Below are 19,132 nucleotides of genomic sequence, written 5' to 3'. Positions count from 1 at the left end.
ACTGAAAATATAACTAATATAATTTAATCTTTGGTGGTTTGATTAATTCTTAATGAAATCAATGTCTAGTAAATACACTAAATTAGATTAAATAAGTTTTTTTACTTAGAGTTAAACTATTTTGTCTTGCTTTAAAAATAAGTAAACATTAGAAAGCTTTAAGGTTTGTCAATGATATTAAAATAATGGTGTATACTATTTTAATATCACTCTGTATTGGCGTAATAAAATAAGGAGGCTAGTAGCCTCCTTATTTGACCTAATTAATAATAATAAGGTGTATTTAAAACAATCATTGAACCTAGGATTTGTCCAGTAGGGCTATTGTAAATTATAGGACTTGTAATCGTAGTTTTGTTCATTGAACTTAAGCGTCCAGTGTTATTATCTACGCGAGTAAAGGCATCAATGTTTAAATCTTTGCCAGCATGAATTGAACCTGATTTGGTATTATCTAGCTTATTAAGATCTAAATTGACATCATTAGCACCTTGAATTTTTCCGCTACGGTTATCAAGGTCATTTCTTAGTGTAATATTAATATCGCCTTTATTTCCAGCCTTTTCCTGTGCATCTGAAACAATCACACCAGAGTTGTTATTTATGCCATTTGCTTTGATAGTAATAGAACCATCTTTGGTATAAATACCACCCGTTTGGCCGGAAACACCGTATTTGCTAGCATAAGCATTAAAACCGCTAGCATAGCTGTTATCTACAGTTGTTGCATTAACTACGACATTAGAATCAGCAGAAATTAAACCTCTGAGGTTGTTTAAGTAAGTTGCTTTAATGTCTATATTATTTCCTTTGATAAAACCATATTGGTTGTTAAGGGAATACACATCAAACTTGGACTTACCTGCACCAGAAATTAGTGAACCTTGGTTATTAACAACATGAGCATTAATATTTAAGGCTTTTCCACTATCAATTGAAGAATAACCATTATTTACTAGGTTACTTCCCAAGGTGATATTGATTGGGCCATTGTTAGATTTAATCAATGAGTTACTATTTTGTAACGTAATAGTATCTATATCGATTCTTCTTTTTGCTGAAATTTGAGAGTTATTATTATTAGTGACAGTATTACGAGCATTTATTGTAATATCACGACCTAATAATGTTGAGTTATCGTTTGCTAGGGTGGTTGTTTCTATAGTTAAACTACCATTACCACCTGCTCGAATTCCTCGTTCGTCTGCATTAACAACATTACTACGTAAGGTATAGTTGTTATCAATCTTCCCTGTTGCACGAATTGCAATATCGCCACTATTAGTTTTGATTGAACCATTAGTATTAACAACATTTGCAGTTGAGATATTCATGTCTTTTTGAGCATGGACAATACCATTTCGGTTATCAATACTCGAAGCTGAAGCGAGTTTGAGATTACCGCCATTAGACTTAATCTGTCCATTCACATTACTTAGAACTAATCTTTGAGAATCAATATCAACATCGCCATTAGCTATAATAGTGGAATTATTATATAAACCATTGGCTTTTATATTGATGTTGCCATTGGCATTTACTTTTCCGCGTTGGTTATACACTAAGCCAGTTGAATCAATATTAACTCCACCGATTCCGGCAGCTAGGTTTCCGTTATTGGAAACACCAGTTCCACTTTCAGTTGAAATTAAGGTAATTTTGTCAGCATACATACCACCCATGGCGGCTACATCGACACCAATTCGAGTTGCATTTCCAACGCCTTGAACTTTAGTCACGAAATTACCTTTGGCATCGACAAAGTTATTACCTGCGACGACATTAATTTCTTTAGCGTGGATATCACCTTGGATCACCGCAGAACGAGCGATGATATCCGTCGGGGAGTCTGATTTTAAGCGGCTATTAATAATAATTTGGCCTTTTTCAACGTTATAGCCAAGAACTTCACCGCCAGCAACAATTGGTTTACCCGTTGTTAGAGTTACTCGGTCTGTGTTGATAAAACCACAATTATTACATGTGATACCAGATGCGTTAGCAACGATAACTTGTGCTTTATCACCTGCAACTTCAATCATTCCGCCTAGGGTACTTGCCTTATATGAATTAACTTCATTCAAAATGACTTTTGCAGGGCCATTACCATTATTTAAATTTAGGTTTCCATTGATTTGTCCGCCTAAACTGGTATTCGTATTTGTTGAGCTATTATTTAAAATAACCCCTTTTTGGTCAACATCAAATTGGCTATAAATGTTATGTGAGACACCTTTGTCACTAGCTCCTTTAATATGAACGATAGTCGGGCCATTACTTTGATTTATTACACCAGCACCATTTGTATTAACAACGGCGCCGTGAGCAACAGATATTGACCCTAAAATAACAGATACACTTAAAAAGAGTGGTTTGATTTTCATCATAGGATGAGTGGTAGGCTGTTTCATAAATATCCCTAAAATAGACTATAGATAAAATTAAAAATAGCTAAATAAAATTCCATTAAAGCATGAAGATTATCCGTGATATTTGTTTTTATTAAAATTTAATTGTACTTAAGTTGAATCATGCGGGTGCAAATAGCTTAAAATAATTATATTCTGATATAAATGGTGTTTTATATTCAGTGACTTATTATTGTTAGTAAAATCAATGGATAAGGTTTACTCTGCTGTGGATTTGATAGGGGGATTTACCAGTGTGTAAATACGTAAGTATTATTTTTGATATTAATGGATTCGATTAGTAAATATTATGATTATTAAATTTTAGATATTTAATCAATAGCTAATTAATAGTTAATTGATATCTATTATATTTAAATTGGTTTGAAATTTAATTATAGAAGGCTAGGTGAAGTTTATTTAAGACTATTTTTTTATGATTTTAAGTAACCAAGCCATTAACTTTAAATATGACTTGATTACTATTTATTCCTTATCTATTTTTGTGTTGCTGCTTTCATTTTTGCAACGAATTCAGTTAATGATTTAAGCATAACGTCAGGGCGATGTAGGTTATTTTCAATAATTTTAACCACAGCTGAACCTGAAATTGCGCCTGCAGCACCATTTTTAACCGCTTCTTCGACTTGCTCAGGTTCTGATATTCCAAAACCTTGTAGGGCGGGAGCCGCTTTATATTGGTTTAATTGACTCAATAAGTGAGTCAATGGCATTTCTGCTCTTTTTTCAGTACCTGTCACGCCTGCACGAGATAATAAATAAGTATAACCTTGGCTATATTTCCCGATCTGTTGCAGTAGCTCATCATTAGCATTTGGTGGGCAAATAAAAATGGGTGCAATATTGTGAGCTAGCGCCGCTTCGCGAAATGGTTTTGATTCAGACATAGGGACATCTGCAACTAATACAGAATCAACACCTGCTTTTTCGCAGCGAATATAAAAATTTTCAATACCATTCGTAAAAACTAAATTTGCATAGACTAATAAGCCAATAGGAATAGTAGGGTGTTTTTCTCGAATACGACGGAGTAGTTCGAAACAAATTGTTGGGGTAATTTCACTTTCAAATGCACGCAAATTTGCATTTTGGATAGTTGGGCCATCTGCCAGTGGATCAGAAAATGGAATACCAATCTCTAATGCATCAGCACCACCAGCAATCAAAGCATCGACAATTTTTAATGATAACTCAGCATCTGGGTCACCTAAAGTGACAAATGGAACAAATGCGCCTTGGTTATTCTGAGCTAAACGTTCAAAAAGTTGGGTGTAGCGTTCCATTAGATTTCTCCTTTGTGGGCTAAAATATCATGTACCGTAAAGATGTCTTTATCACCACGGCCAGACAAATTGACGATTAATAACTGTTCTTTATTAGGTTCTTGCTCCGCCATTTTTAATGCATAAGCGAGTGCATGAGATGACTCTAATGCAGGAATAATCCCTTCTTTACGTGATAATAATTTAAAAGCATTTAAGGCTTCGTCATCAGTAATGGAAACATATTCAGCACGACCGATACTGTTTAAATGGGCATGCTGAGGGCCAACAGATGGAAAATCTAATCCTGCAGAGATAGAATAGGATTCTTCAATTTGACCTTCATTGGTTTGCATCATTGGCGATTTCATACCGAAATAAATCCCGACACGGCCATGTTTTAACGGGGCACCATGTTGGCCGGATTCAATACCTAATCCAGCAGGTTCCACACCGATTAGTTTCACATCTTCTTCTGGAATAAAAGAGGCAAATAAGCCGATTGCATTTGAACCACCACCAATACAGGCAACGACAGCATCAGGTAAACGGCCTTCTTTTTCGAGAAATTGTTGTTTTGCTTCATCACCAATCATACGTTGGAACTCACGTACAATTGTTGGGTAAGGGTGTGGCCCCGCCGCGGTTCCTAATAAATAATGAGCTTTATCATAGCTGCCAGACCAGTCCCTTAATGCTTCATTACAGGCATCTTTCAATGTGGCTGAACCGCTGTAAACTGGAATAACTTCAGCGCCCATTAATTTCATTCGAAATACATTGGGAGACTGGCGTTCTACATCTTTGGCGCCCATATAAATACGGCATTTCATGTTCAGTAATGCACAAGCCAGTGCTGTCGCAACGCCGTGCTGCCCAGCCCCTGTTTCTGCAATTATTTCAGTTTTTCCCATTCGCTTAGCAAGTAGTGCTTGGCCTAATACTTGGTTAGTCTTATGGGCACCGCCGTGCAGTAAATCTTCTCGCTTTAAATATAATTTTGTTTTTGTACCTGCGGTTAGATTTTTACATAACGTTAGCGCAGTAGGGCGACCTGCATAGTTTTTTAGTAAGTCGTGAAACTCACGAATAAATTCATCATCATTCTGTGCGTCGATAAACGCGTCTTCTAATTGGTTTAACGCAGGAATAAGAATTTCTGGGACATATTGCCCACCAAACTCGCCAAAATACGGATCTAATTTGCTCATTATTTATTGTCCATTTTATCAGTTACATTAATTGGTGTTGGAGTCTTTCATTTCGTTGTGTATTGATGAGCCGTTGATTTGGCTAACAACGTTGACAACACCAAATTTATTTTTTGTTGACTTTTTATACCAGGTTCAATTTCAACCCCTGAATTAAAGTCTAATCCGTTGCACAGTAACTTAGCTGCATCTAGGCAGTTATCAGGGGTAAGCCCCCCCGCTATCATTAATTTCTGTGTTGTGGACGAGGGGATTGCTGACCAATCGAAGGTTTTGCCAGTACCACCAGAGCCATTATCCAGCAATAACACATCAATACCTTGTGTATCGTAGTCATTTAGAGTTGTTCGTGACATATCAAGCGCCTTCCAAACTTCACAGTAGTTTGGTAAAAATGTTTTTAACGTATTGATATAAAAAGTATCTTCTTCGCCATGTAATTGTACTGCAGATAATGCAAGTTGCTTGGCGATATGGGCAACAAAATCCGCGGACTGATTGCGGAAAACACCGACATATTTTAAAGGCGCGGCATGGATGATATTCTGCGCTTGTGACAATGTCACTTTTCTAGGGGAAGTTTCAGCAAAAATTAATCCACCATAGTGTGCTCCCGCTTCAAATGCGGCTTTTGCATCTTGCTCGCGGGTTAAACCACAGACTTTATGTTCTCCCACTAACAAGTTTCGAATGGCTTTATCTAGGTCAGCTTGCTCCATTAAGGCGCTACCGATTAAAAAACCATTCGCAAATTGTTTCAGCGACTGAATATGTTGGTGTTGATGAATACCTGACTCACTGATCACAATGGTACCCTTCGCTAAGCGGGGTGCGAGTTCACGAGTTCGGTTTAAATCAATAGAAAGGTCACGTAAATCACGGTTATTGATACCAACAACCTTGGCTTGTAACCGAATTGCTCTCTCTAATTCTTCTTCATTACTGACTTCCGTTAATATTCCCATATTAAGTTGATGAGCGACCTCTGCTAACGCTTTATATTCATCATCATTTAAGACAGATAACATGAGTAAAATGGCATCCGCTTGGTAGTAACGTGCAAGGTAGATTTGGTATGGGTCAATGATGAAATCTTTGCATAACACGGGTTGTTTTACGGTATTACTGACAATCGTTAAGTAATCCATATTCCCTTGAAAATATTTTTCATCAGTAAGAACGGAAATCGCGGATGCGTAGGGCGCATAAGTTTTAGCTATCACAGCGGGGTCGAAGTCAGCACGAATCAACCCCTTTGAAGGCGATGCTTTTTTGCACTCTAAAATAAATACAGGGCGTTTTGCGCTTAGTGCGTTATAGAAACTACGCTGGCTAGGTTGAATACCAGCAATAAAGCTTTCTAATGGCTGCTTGGCTTTGCGTTCGATTAAATAATCAACTTTATCATCAACAATTTTTTGTAAGACTGTCGCTTTCATTTTATTGGTTCCTTGCCGCGAGTGCTGTGACGCGGTCAAATGCTTTACCGCTACGAATAATTGCGAGTGCGTGTTCGCTGTTTTGTTTTAAGTCTTCATGGCCATTAATACGCATCAACATGGCGACATTGGCCGCTACAGCAGCTTCGTGAGCAGCTTGCCCATGGCCTTGAAGCAAGTTACTAAGTAACACGCGGTTTTCATCTGGTGTTCCGCCTTCTAAGTCACGTAATTGATACGGTTCTAACCCAAAATCATCTGCAGTTAATTGGTAATGTTGTACTTTGCCATTTTTTAGCTCAGCGACTTGAGTTACTGCATGTAATGAAACCTCATCCATCCCTCCACTGTGTACCACAGCTGCACGGGTGAAACCAAGCATCTGTAATGTTTCAGACACCGGTTTTACTAATGATTCTTGGTAAACACCGATAAGGGCAATTGGCGGACGAGCCGGATTGATTAATGGCCCCAATACATTAAATAACGTTCGGGTTTTCAATTGAGTGCGTACAGGGGCCGCATGGCGGAACCCACTATGGTATTGCGGTGCAAATAAAAAACAAACACCAAGCTCATCTAATGCGTCACGAGCACTTTGCGCACTGAGATCAAGAGCGATACCAAAAGCAGCCAGTAAATCTGAAGAACCTGAACGGCTCGAAACACTACGATTACCATGTTTGGCTACTTTAATACCACATTCAGCAGCAACAAAGGCACTTGCTGTTGAAATATTAATACTATTTGCACCATCTCCCCCTGTACCAACGATATCACTGAATAGGTAGTCAGGGCGGGGAAAGGGTTGTGCATTTTCTAAACAAGCTAGAGCGGCACCCGCAATTTCTTGTGGTTGTTCGCCACGCATTTTCATACTGATTAACACAGCGGCTAACTGAGGTTCTGTTAATTCACCTTGAATAATGGCATTAAACAAGTACTGGCTTTCTTGTTGAGTTAGCGGCTGCGCTTTAAATAATTTATCATAAATATTTTGCATAATTGGCTCTTTAGTATTCCGTTAGTGCGAATGAGTGGATTCGATTGCATTGGGAGTAGAAAGAGCCCATGCCACGGTGTTTTCTAACAACTGTTTACCCTGGGTTGTTAAAATGGATTCAGGGTGAAATTGGAATCCACAAACTCTATCGCTATCATTACGTACAGCCATGACCATGCCATTTGACTGAGCACAAATGGTCAAGCTCTCCGGAATTTGGCTACCAACAAGAGAGTGGTAGCGAGCCACTGATATTGGGTTTTCAAGATGGTTAAACATGGCTAATCCATCATGTGTGGCTATTGAGGATTTACCATGCAAAATTTCACCTGCAGCAGAGACAGTTCCACCATAGGCCTCAACAATAGCTTGGTGACCTAAGCAAATACCGATAACAGGAATTTTGCCTTTTACGCGCATCAATATTTCTGGCATTGAACCTGCTTCACTAGGTTTTCCTGGACCGGGTGATAAGACTAAAATAGGTGAAACCATTTGATTTAATACAGATAAAATATGTTCTGCACTGACGGTATTGCGATAAATAACCACCTGATGTCCACCCGCACGCAGTTGGTCTACCAGGTTATAAGTAAAGGAGTCAACGTTATCGAGCAGTAAAATATTCGCCATTAGAATAACTCCTTAACTTGGTGTGCTTGGGCAATTGCACGGATCACAGCACGTGCTTTATTACGGGTTTCATCTGCTTCTGCTTGAGGTATGGAGTCTAGAACGACACCACCTCCCGCTTGTACAGTGGCAATGCCATTTTCTACGTAGGCGGAGCGAATAACGATGCAAGTATCAAAATCACCATTTCCTTGAAAATATCCTACAGCCCCCCCGTATGATCCTCGGCGCTCTTGTTCATATTGCGCAATCAGCTGCATTGCTTTTACTTTTGGTGCACCCGTTAACGTTCCCATATTCATACAGGCTTGATATGCATGAAAAACATCTAAATCTTGGCGTAATGTTCCCACGACATGAGAAACCAAATGCATCACGAAAGAATAGCGGTCAACTTTAGTTAGGTTGGCAACATAACGGCTACCTGCTTCACAAATACGTGCTAAATCGTTACGTGCTAAGTCAACGAGCATGATGTGCTCAGCAAGCTCTTTCTCATCAGAACGCATGGAAAGCTCAATTCGGCTATCTAAATCAAGGTCTAATTCACCTTGGGCATTTCGTCCACGAGGGCGGGTTCCGGCGATTGGATAAATTTCTACTTTGCGATTTGCTGTCGCATATTTGAGTGCGCTTTCGGGGGAAGCCCCAAAGAGTGTAAATGCGTCATCTTGCATGTAGAACATGTAAGGACTTGGGTTTTGTACTTTGAGTTTTTGGTACGCAATTAAGGGATGTGAGCACGGCATCGTAAATTTACGAGAAGGCACAACCTGAAAAATATCCCCACGGTATATGGCTTCTTTTAGTGAGGTGACAATTTCCCCATATTCTGGGTCATTTTTGTTTACCGAGACGGCAAATTCAGGCGCAGTTGCTAAAGGAAGTGCTGGCAAGAATGGACGGCACGAAGCGATAATTTGTGCGTGACGCTGCGTAACAGTTTCGACATCTTGCTCATTTTGCGTAAATAGGCAACTTTTTAGACGTGCAGCCTGATTTTGATGGTCGATCACTAAATAATGCTCAGCAACAAAAAAACAGTAATCAGGGCAGTGATTAACGGTATTTACCTTGGGTAAATCTTCAAAACTCGCGACTAAATCATAAGCAAACAACCCACCAACAAACAGATTTTCAGGTTTTGTGGAATAGGCTTGTGCAAGAGCGGGTAGTGCACGTAAAACGTCTAAGCTAGATGCAGCCTTCAGGCGGCTGTCTTCGTCTAAATCTTGTCCAGGCTGGCTGAACGTTACCGTCAAACTATTTTCTTGCATGCTATGATGCATGATTAAATCTGTTAATTGAGCTAACAGTTTAGGTAATAAGGCCTGGCCATTTGGCGTCAACGCTTCTATTTCAACTTGTTGGCCAAAAGCACGAATACGTAGCGCGCTGTTGACAATCAATAAGCTTTGCAAGTTGGCTTTATTATTAATTTCAGCGGATTCCAACAGCATTGTTGATGGAACTTGATGACACAAATGATTAAATAATAATGTTGGGTCAGGCTGATAATTAATTGGGCTATCCAGATACTTAAAATGTGCTAATGTGGTGTTTTGTTCGTTCATTATGTTGCCTTACGCTAATTTTTGACATAAAAAAACCCGCCGAGGAAGGGCGGGTTTGGCACTGAAACATACAATAACTATGCGCGTGCGGCTTCCGCCCAATTTGGGAAGTCACGCCACCAACGATTTGATAAATTTAATAAAGTCATTGTATGCCTCACTGGATAAACTGATTATTTTTAGCTTTAGCCGTCTTGTGTACTAGTTAACTGGATCGCGCTATTTATGTCAAGGACTTTATTAATTTATTAGGAAAAATAGTTTTTCATGGAAATAGGAGAAGATATCAATATGCCGACAGCCTCGTCGCCATTAGTGACTCGCTATGACTTACATAGCCATACGAATGCTTCGGATGGTGACCTCACTCCTGCTGAGTTAATCGAACGTGCAGTGGAAAAAGGGGTTAATATTTTAGCGATTACCGACCACGATACCTGTGAAGGTGTATTAGAGGCTCGCCGCTATCTTGCTGAACATGAGCGGCCAATTGAGCTAGTCAATGGCGTTGAAATTTCGACACTTTGGGAGAATATTGAAATACATATAGTGGGCTTAAATTTTTCGCCTTCACATCCCGCGATGGTTCAATTGTTAAAAACACAATCTGAGCATCGTTTAGAGCGTGGTATTGAGATGGGCAGGCGGTTACAAAAAGCAGGCATTGACGATGCATGGGAAAATGCACAACGTATTTCTGGCGGTGGGCAGGTAACGCGGGCACATTTTGCACAATATATAGTGAAAATAGGTAAAGAAAAAACGATTAATAATGTATTTAAACGTTTTTTATCGAAAGGGAAAACAGGGTATGTGCCTGCGAAGTGGTGCACAATTCAAGACTCAATTGACGCAATCCATGCCGCAGGGGGAATTGCGGTATTAGCGCATCCGTCTAAATATCAATTATCCAATAAATGGTTAAAACGGTTGGTTGCGTATTTTAAACAGTGCGGTGGTGATGCTATGGAGGTTTCTCACTGCCAGCAACCGCCAAATGAAAAGCAATATTTAGCAGAATTGGCCAATAATGCTAATTTGTATACATCCGTTGGTTCAGATTTTCATCGGCCTTGCTCTTGGATAGAGCTTGGCAGAAATTTATGGTTGCCCGATGATGACAAGGCTGTTTGGACACTTTGGGATACAGTAAAAACAGCTAATTAATTGATGTATTAATAATGCAGTGTAAAATAATTATTATAAGTGATGATTTATTAATGAGTAAGTCATCTTATGGAATTCAAAGATAGTAGCATTTATAGGTATTTTTGCCGGGTGATGCTGTCGATACCCAAAAATTAGAGGTATGTATGAGCCAGTTTTTTTATATCCATCCGGACAATCCTCAGGCAAGACTTATTAGCCAGAGTGTTGAAATTTTAAATAAAGGCGGAGTGATTGTTTATCCTACAGATTCAGGATATGCCATTGGATGCCGTTTAGAAGAAAAAGATGCTTTACAACGTATCTGTCGGATTCGTCAGCTTGATGCTAACCATAATTTCACATTAATGTGCAGAGATCTCTCTGAGCTATCGAATTATGCGCATGTTGATAACACTGTCTTCCGTTTAATTAAAAATAATACACCAGGTAATTACACCTTTATTTTGCGGGCAACGAAAGAAGTTCCACGGCGTTTAATGAATGAAAAACGTAAAACTATTGGTTTACGTGTACCGTCGAACCCGATTGCTCGAGATTTACTCGAAGCTGTTGGTGAACCGTTGATGTCAACTAGTTTGATTATGCCAGGCGATGATTTCACTCAATCAGACCCTGAGGAAATCCGCGATTTACTCGATAAACAAGTCGATTTGGTGATACATGGTGGTTATATTGGGCAAAAACCAACAACTGTGATTGACTTTACTGATGATACGCCTGTTGTGGCGCGAGTCGGAACAGGGGATCCAACGCCTTTTGAGTAGGTATAAATATATCGAAGCTTAAGATTCAGTACTGAACTAACTAAAATTGTATTGAATGTGCAATATACAGATAAGTAATAGGGGTTCAGGATAAACCTGTGTATAATGCGCGGGTTTTCAAATTCATTATTGTTTGGCGCGGCAAAAATAGCGCGCCAAAAAGATATTTGACGCCTGTGAAGGCGACAGCAGAGGGTTACATGAGCGTAAAACCGCAAAAAACTGAAAAATTACAGAAAATCCTTGCTCGTTCAGGGCATGGTTCTCGTCGAGAAATCGAAACATTCCTGCAAGCGGGTCGTATTAGTGTTGATGGCAAAATTGCGACACTAGGGGACCGTGTTGAAGTCACACCAGCAACAAAAATTCGTTTAGATGGTCGTTTATTAGCAATCAAAGAGCCTGAAAAGGAAATCTGTCGTGTAATGGCTTACTACAAGCCAGAAGGTGAGTTATGCACACGTCATGATCCTGAAGGGCGTCCAACTGTTTTTAACCGTTTACCACGGTTAACAGGGGCGCGGTGGATTGCTGTTGGCCGTTTGGATGTTAACACTAGTGGTTTATTGTTATTCACAACAGACGGTGAGCTCGCTAACCGTTTAATGCACCCTAGCCGTGAAGTTGAACGTGAATATGCAGTGCGTGTGTTTGGTGAAATTAACGATGCAAAAATTCGTCAATTAACACAAGGTGTACAGTTGGAAGATGGCCCAGCCTCTTTTAAAACGGTTTCTTACCGTGGTGGAGAAGGGATGAACCAATGGTTTAATGTCACCTTAACTGAAGGACGTAACCGCGAAGTTCGTCGCCTTTGGGAATCTGTTGGTGTACAAGTCAGCCGTTTAATCCGTGTGCGTTATGGTGATATCGACTTACCTAAAGGCTTACCGCGTGGAGGATGGACGGAACTTGGTTTAGAGCAAACCAACTATCTCCGTGAGCTGGTGGAACTGCCGGTGGAAACGGAAAGTAAGGTTGCGGTTGAGCGCGATCAACGTCGCATTAAAGCAAACCAAATTCGCCGTGCGGTTAAACGCCATACACAAGTCGCATCGCGTCCGGCATCAAAACGTCAATCATCAAGACCAACAGCGAAACGTCGTACTCGCATCTAAATTTGCTATTCTTTATTCAGTATAAAAACGCAGAGCGTAACTTCTCTGCGTTTTTTTATGTGATCACGCCAATAATCATCCACTCCAGTAATCACCAATCTTATAAATTCATCTTTCAGTAATAGTTATATGCCACATAGATAATTAGAAAATTAATGGTCTAGTTCACATTATTATGAAACCTATTAATAATAGATAATGTTTATGAGATGTTTGTCTCATTTTAATGTAATAAAAAGTCTTAGTATGCCCATTCTTATGAGATGTAACTCACAAAATGTTGGGTTGCTAACTGATAATAAAGATAAATTTACAGATAAACCTATTACTTACCCAGTTTATCCAGATAAATAAAGAATGGTTTAAGTGGATAAACCTGAATAAGGACAAAACATGAAAAAAATAACACTGACTTTGAGTGCGATTGCATTGGCATTGAGTTTTACGGCAACCTCTCAAGCAAAAATTCCAATGCCAGAAACCGTAAGCCCCGGCGTTACCGTTGTTGAACTTGCTCAACAACAGCCTATTCATTGGGTTTCCATCGAACAAATTAAACAAAGCCTAGAAGGGAAAGCACCTATGGCTGTTGGGTTTGATATCGATGATACGGTGTTATTTTCAAGTCCAGGTTTTTACCGTGGTAAATTAGAGTTCTCACCTAACGATTTTAGCTACCTCAAAAATCAACAATTTTGGGAAAAAATGAATAATGAGTGGGACAAATTCAGTATGCCAAAACAAGTGGGTATTGATTTAGTCAAAATGCACTTAGAGCGCGGTGACACTGTTTATTTCATTACTGGCCGTACGAAAACAAAAACGGAAACAGTGACGAAATATGTTCAAGAAGGTTTAGCGATACCTGCGGATAAAATGCAACCTGTTATTTTTGCGGGTGATGAACCAGGGCAAAATAATAAAGTGAGCTGGATGCGTGATCACAAACTTACCATATATTATGGTGATGCTGATGCCGATATCGCAGCAGCACATGAGTTAGGTATTCGCGGTGTTCGTATTCTACGTGCGGCAAATTCATCTTACCAACCATTACCAAAAGCAGGTCGCTTTGGTGAAGAGGTTGTGATTAATTCAGAATATTAATTCAACAAGTGCAATGCAAATAATAAATATCCTCCGACTAATGCCGGAGGATATTTATTCAAACACTCTACGAATAGAATCTTCCCCTAACCGTTGGCGAGCCTGAACAACATCACCTGGTGAAACGTAAGGTCATTTACTAGATAAAACAATTTCTAGATGGAGAACGAGTTGAGCCATGGAAAGTGAGCGAAAAAGGGGCATTCCTATTACAGCTCATATCATCATTTCCATCGGAATTCTTTTGGCGGGAAAGCCTGAGCAGACTCGAAAGCTGGCTAAGTAACATAAAAAATCCGTAATCTTGGGATAATTACGGATTTTTGTAGATCGGTAGGGGCGTTAAACTGATTATTTAGCTCTTAACTGATCGGCATTAGGTAAATTACCCCTTTATTGCATAACTTAATAATAATTGTCTGTATTGATGATTACTTCACCGCCTAATATTTTACCATCTGGGCTGTTATAAACCATAGGTGCAGTGACGCGAGTTTGATTTTTTGATGAAATAGTACCGTAAGGATTAAATAAAGCAGTTTTTGCATTTATAGTTGCGTTATAATCAGCACTAATTAAACCGTGGTATCCGTTATCAATAATATCTGCATTTAATTTTAAATTATTAAAAGCTGAAATTGTACCGTTTGAATTATACAGATTTTCATTGATATTCATTTGAATATCACCAGAAGCTAACGTTTTTTCAGTCCAGTTAGTTTTAACCTCTCCTATATAATTGTTAAAGGTATTTGCTTTAATATTGATAGAACCATCGACTGCATTTATTCCTGCTTTATCATCTGTGACACCGTATTTTTGGGCATGATTGGAAAAATCTGAACTCCAACGGTTGTCTAGTTCGTTTGTTTTGATTACTAAATTACCATTTGTACTAATTAAGCCTTCTTTATTAATTATTTTATTTTCTGCATTGATATCTAAATTAGTTGCGTTGATATAACCTGCAGTGTTATCTAATTTATCGGTATTGATGGTAGATTTACCTGCCTTGGAAATAATAGCACCAGAGTTGATAAGTGATGGTGTCTCGATAGTTAAAAGACGACCACTTTCAATCGCTGAGTCTTTACCATTAGTTAATGACTTTTCTGCAATTAGATCCATTCTTCCATTCGTGGTTTTGATTGAAGAAGTGTGGTTATTTATTTCCTCACTTTTTAAGTTCATACGTCTTTTTGCATTGATTAACGCATTATTTTTGTTTTCAATAGAAACAGCCGCCTCAATTGTAATATCACGACCAGTAAGTAAAGCATCATTATTGTAAACAATGCTACCTGAATTAATGTTTAATTCATTACCGGCTGAAATTACACTTTTAATAGAATTAGGAAACATATTGGATGAATTTTCAACATTATTAACTGTTTTGATGTTCATATCACCTTTGGTGGCCTGTATTTTACCGCCATAGTTGCCAATCATGTTAGCGTCAGCATTTAAATTTTGATTTGCAGTGATCTCGCCACCAGAATAGTTAAGGATATAGCCATCAGTATTGATATTAATATCGCTGTTTTTTGATTTAATAGCCCCTGTATTTTCAATTCCGCTTAAATTGTGCGCATAGGCAGGATTACTGGTTGCGGTAATATTTACGTCACTAATAGCATCCATTGTTTTATAATTGAAAATATTACCATTACTGGCAATTCGTAAACCATCATCACCAGCGGAGATAATGCCTTTGTTGCTAATAGCGCTATTATTTCCAGTGGATATCAGCGTGATTTTATCTGCATACATGCCACCTAATGCTGAAATATCGATAGCAATATTTGGAGTGTTAGTATTGGAACTTGCAGATTTTATAAGTTGTCCATTTTTACTAATAACATTGGTACCTGTAATTATATTTATCTCATCAGCATTCATCTTACCCGAGATAGCAGCTGTTTTTGCTAAGATATCAGTAGGTGAGTTTGAATTAAATTTATCAGTAATGACGATTTGACCTTTGTCAACATTGATAGTGAAATCACCATTAAGTTGTGGTGTTATTTTCCCTGTCGTGAGTGTTGCTCTATTTGTGTTAATGAAACCACAATTATTACAAGTAATACCTGAAGCATTGGCAACAATAACTTGAGCTCTATTACCAGCAACTTCAATCATTCCATTTAATTGGGTTGCTTTATTAGAATTAACTTCATTTAGAATAACAGTTGCAACATTACCTTGAAGATTGCTGTTGGCTTTAATATTACCTGCTAATTGCGTATTAATATCTGCTTTACTGTTATTGAGTACGACACCTTTTTTGTCAACATCAAATTTACTATAAATATTATGAGAAACACCATTATTAGATGGAGTCTTTATATTTACAATAGTTGCGCCATTTGGTGCTTTAATGACACCAGCGCCATTGGTGTTAACAATATCTGCTTGCGCAATAGAAATTGTACCTAAAAAAATGGAAATTCCTAAAAAAACAGGTTTTAATTTTAGGGTAGGATGGTTGTAATATTCTTTGTTATTTTGTTTCATATTAATCTCTAATTTATCGATAGATATAAAATACGTAGATGATAAATAAAATAAGCTATAGGATTGTACGTTAATAAAAATTTAAATAAAAATTAATTCTTTTTAAGACTATGCAATTGACGTCAATTAGATGTTATATCTATAAAGGTGAAAAAATGGGTGTTTATCACTTGGCTTGTAAAATTTCCTTGTATATTCAATATGTAAACTTTACTCTAAAATGGAGATCGTATACGTTATTACTTAAGTGAGTTCTCCTATCTATTGTGACTTTACAATAAGCATAGATAAGATATGTTTAACACTTATTATTATTGTTGTTGGGTAGTGGCATTTGGCTGTTATATATTAGGTTTTAATTTCGCCACTTATTAATTATTTGTTTGTGTTTGTTTCGGTAGATATAGTGTGAGAATATTATTTAGGCGCGGTCGGTAATAAGCCCTTATAGGGCTAGAATAAACCACCCGCTATGCGAGTGGTTATGATTGTAATATATTAGTTTGTCACAACTGCATCAATAATCACACGGTTACCCGTGATGCTTCCAGTCGTTCCATTACTTATTATAGGGCTGGTGACTTTAGTCGTGTTAGTAGAGCGTAAAGCACCATATTGGTTGTTAATACGATTTTTTGAATCAATGGTGAGATTTTTCCCTGCGGCCACTGTTCCTGAATAGTTTTCTAATGTGCCAACATCCAGTTTCTGGCTATTAGCGCTTTTGATTTCCCCATAATTATTATTGAGTGTTGCTTTGAGCTTAACGTCAATATCATTACGTGCAGCGGTATTATTTTCTACATTTGCAGCAATAGAACCATAGGTATTATGTAACGTATCACCTTTAACTTTAATAGTTCCATTATTGGTTTGTAGGCCACCATTTTGGTTTGTTAGTCCAAATTTAGTATTAATGAGTTTAAAGTCACTACTGTAACTGTTGTTCAAATAACTGGTTTCAATATCCAGATTATTCTCAGCATTAATTAACCCTGCTTGGTTATCAATACTATAGGCTTTAATCGTAAGATTTTGTCCTTTGATATAGCCAGAACGGTTGTTCATTGAATTAGCATTAATGACGGATTTGCCGTTATTCGAAACAATCGCTCCGGTGTTATTGAGCTGGTTAGCATTGATATTCATCAAGCGACCACTATGAATGGTTGACGTTCCCGCGTTAGTGAGTGATACCGACGCATCTAAATTCATCTGGCCATCAATGGCATTTATTTCAGAGTTAGTTTGCGTTAAGTACATCGTACTGATGTCTGAATGGCGTTGTGCAATAATTTTGCTATTTGATGTGTTATCAATTGCGGATTGCGTGCTGATCTTGCTATCTCGCCCTGCAGTAATATTGGAGTTTTCATTCACAACACGAACGGCATTAATCGTTATATCGCGCCCGGCATTAAATCCTTTTCCTGGATCATTTGGATTGGCGAGATTGTCCCTGTTGTAAATTGTACTCATGGAATGAATGTCGATATTACCTTTAGTAGACTGAACGATACCATTATCATTTACAAATGAATCAGAGAGTGTATTAACATTCTGCAGAGCGATTATCGAACCACGATTGTTGCTTAGTGTACCTAATGTACTTAGATTAATATCATTGTTATAGGATATGATATCACCATTATCATTATTAATTACCCCCGTTCCTGCAACGGTAATATTGATGTTTTTATTACCCGCAATGCGACCGTTATTGGTAAGGCTTGCTGCTTTAATATCAATATCACCCGCTGCGTTCATATTACCATTGGTATTATTCACCGTTCCTGCGGTATCAATAGAAATTGAGCCATTATAGGTACCAATATCCCCTAAATTACTGACACCAACGCCAGTTTCAGTGGCTATTAATGAGATTTTATTGGCATACATACCGCCAATCGACGAAACATCGATTCCAATAGTGGGTTTTGTTCCAATTGCAGCGGCTGTCCCCGTCACATCCCCAGCCGAATTGACGTGATTACTTCCGGCTATCACATTGATGCGCTGTGTATCAATAATGCCATTAATGGCCACCGAACGCGCAATTAAATCTGTCGGAGAATTGGTATCTAGTCTCCCATTGATGGCAATTTTACCTTGCTGCACATTATAGTTAGCAATGGAGCCATCATTTGCTAGCTCTACTTTACCGGTTGTCAGTGTTGTACGATTGGTGTTGATAAAGCCACAGTTGTTACATGTAACTCCGGACGCATTAGCAACGATTACTTGCGCTTTGCCACCTGCAACCTCAATCATGCCATTTAATGTGGTTGCCGCATTTGAATTTATTTCGTTTAAGATAACTTTAGCTCGCCCGCCAGCAACATTGGTATTGCCACCAATTTTGCCGCCAATGAGCGTATTAGAATTTTTTGCACTGTTATTTAAAATAACGCCTTTTTGGTCAACATCGAATTGGCTATAGGTATTATGGGAAACACCAGCCTGGCTTGGTTTATTAATATAAACGACAGTCGGCCCATTACCTTGATTTAATATACCAGCCCCATTAGTTGGTGTAATTGCCGCTTGAGCAACAGTAGTAGTTCCAACGATTATTGAAACACACAAAAAGAGTGGATTAAATTTCATTTTTGTGAAATTTAAATGAGAATTTGAAACATTTTTCATATATATCCCTTAAATAAAATAGAAAAATCTAAGATAACTAACAATCCATTATTGCAGTTTAATTATGCTTAAATAGAAAACTAAATAAAATTAATAATGTTAACATGGGTAAATATATCGTTATTCATTGATAACTAACTAAAACTGAATAAAAGCGGAGTAATATCTATTTTTATAGATTAGTTTGTTTTTTTATCAATAGGTTGTGTTTACGCATTTTTAGCCTGTTAGGAGGATTTTACTCACGTAGCAATACGTAATC

General features: G+C 38.1%; 13 protein-coding genes and 1 other annotated feature. Of the genes, 4 read left to right on the top strand and 9 right to left on the bottom strand.

All coding sequences use genetic code 11. From position 1 onward, the window contains the following. Positions 1–263 precede the first annotated feature (263 nt). From M1F25_RS11510 to M1F25_RS11480, 7 genes are all read right to left on the bottom strand, one after another. Entirely contained in the window at positions 264–2,411 is a 2,148-nt protein-coding gene (locus M1F25_RS11510; protein ID WP_181487910.1) for a filamentous hemagglutinin N-terminal domain-containing protein, read from the bottom strand. 494 nt (positions 2,412–2,905) lie between these two features. Continuing rightward, positions 2,906–3,712 carry a tryptophan synthase subunit alpha gene (gene trpA, locus M1F25_RS11505; protein WP_181487908.1) on the bottom strand — a complete coding sequence of 269 codons (807 nt, stop codon included), beginning with the start codon at positions 3,710–3,712 and terminating at the stop codon, positions 2,906–2,908. After that, on the bottom strand, positions 3,712–4,902 hold the full coding sequence (gene trpB / locus M1F25_RS11500) for a tryptophan synthase subunit beta (protein ID WP_181487906.1): 1,191 nt from the start codon (positions 4,900–4,902) through the stop codon (positions 3,712–3,714). Before trpB ends, trpA begins: the two co-directional genes overlap by 1 nt. 47 nt (positions 4,903–4,949) lie before the next feature. Beyond that, positions 4,950–6,341, bottom strand: a complete 1,392-nt coding sequence (gene trpCF, locus M1F25_RS11495; protein ID WP_181487904.1) for a bifunctional indole-3-glycerol-phosphate synthase TrpC/phosphoribosylanthranilate isomerase TrpF — start codon at positions 6,339–6,341, stop codon at positions 4,950–4,952. A 1-nt stretch (position 6,342) separates the two neighbouring features. Beyond that, complete coding sequence (gene trpD / locus M1F25_RS11490) at positions 6,343–7,344, bottom strand: anthranilate phosphoribosyltransferase (RefSeq protein WP_094960532.1); 1,002 nt, start codon at positions 7,342–7,344, stop codon at positions 6,343–6,345. Positions 7,345–7,365: 21 nt separating this feature from the next. After that, on the bottom strand, positions 7,366–7,977 hold the full coding sequence (locus tag M1F25_RS11485; protein ID WP_004254165.1) for a glutamine amidotransferase-related protein: 612 nt from the start codon (positions 7,975–7,977) through the stop codon (positions 7,366–7,368). Beyond that, positions 7,977–9,551 carry an anthranilate synthase component 1 gene (locus tag M1F25_RS11480; protein ID WP_181487902.1) on the bottom strand — a complete coding sequence of 525 codons (1,575 nt, stop codon included), beginning with the start codon at positions 9,549–9,551 and terminating at the stop codon, positions 7,977–7,979. Before M1F25_RS11480 ends, M1F25_RS11485 begins: the two co-directional genes overlap by 1 nt. Positions 9,552–9,577: 26 nt before the next feature. Continuing rightward, positions 9,578–9,679, bottom strand: a sequence feature (Trp leader region). A 139-nt stretch (positions 9,680–9,818) separates the two neighbouring features. Between M1F25_RS11480 and rnm the strand changes: the two genes are divergently transcribed. The 4 genes from rnm to aphA all read left to right on the top strand — a co-directional run bounded on the left by rnm (position 9,819) and on the right by aphA (position 13,710). Next, positions 9,819–10,718: an RNase RNM gene (gene rnm / locus M1F25_RS11475; RefSeq protein WP_405127817.1), complete on the top strand. Its 900-nt coding sequence runs from the start codon at positions 9,819–9,821 to the stop codon at positions 10,716–10,718. A gap of 146 nt (positions 10,719–10,864) precedes the next feature. After that, the gene (locus M1F25_RS11470; RefSeq protein WP_036957701.1) at positions 10,865–11,485 is read left to right on the top strand and encodes an L-threonylcarbamoyladenylate synthase; all 621 of its coding nucleotides are present in this window, start codon (positions 10,865–10,867) and stop codon (positions 11,483–11,485) included. Between the two features lie 200 nt (positions 11,486–11,685). Next, positions 11,686–12,603, top strand: coding sequence for a 23S rRNA pseudouridine(2605) synthase RluB (rluB, locus tag M1F25_RS11465; protein WP_036958116.1), 918 nt, complete (start codon positions 11,686–11,688; stop codon positions 12,601–12,603). 393 nt (positions 12,604–12,996) lie between these two features. Then, positions 12,997–13,710, top strand: a complete 714-nt coding sequence (gene aphA, locus M1F25_RS11460; RefSeq protein WP_004254174.1) for an acid phosphatase AphA — start codon at positions 12,997–12,999, stop codon at positions 13,708–13,710. Between the two features lie 405 nt (positions 13,711–14,115). On the opposite strand, the gene M1F25_RS11455 is transcribed toward aphA, so the two are convergent. Together M1F25_RS11455 and M1F25_RS11450 are read right to left on the bottom strand one after the other, a co-directional pair. Beyond that, positions 14,116–16,224: a filamentous hemagglutinin N-terminal domain-containing protein gene (locus tag M1F25_RS11455; RefSeq protein WP_181487900.1), complete on the bottom strand. Its 2,109-nt coding sequence runs from the start codon at positions 16,222–16,224 to the stop codon at positions 14,116–14,118. A gap of 498 nt (positions 16,225–16,722) precedes the next feature. Next, on the bottom strand, positions 16,723–18,870 hold the full coding sequence (locus M1F25_RS11450; protein WP_181487898.1) for a filamentous hemagglutinin N-terminal domain-containing protein: 2,148 nt from the start codon (positions 18,868–18,870) through the stop codon (positions 16,723–16,725). Positions 18,871–19,132: the final 262 nt, after the last annotated feature.

It is taken from the genome of Providencia sp. PROV109 (genome assembly GCF_033681625.1).
Classification (GTDB): Bacteria; Pseudomonadota; Gammaproteobacteria; order Enterobacterales; family Enterobacteriaceae; genus Providencia; species Providencia hangzhouensis.
Note: the sequence above shows the minus strand (reverse complement) of the source record. Positions and strands in the feature narration are given on the sequence as shown.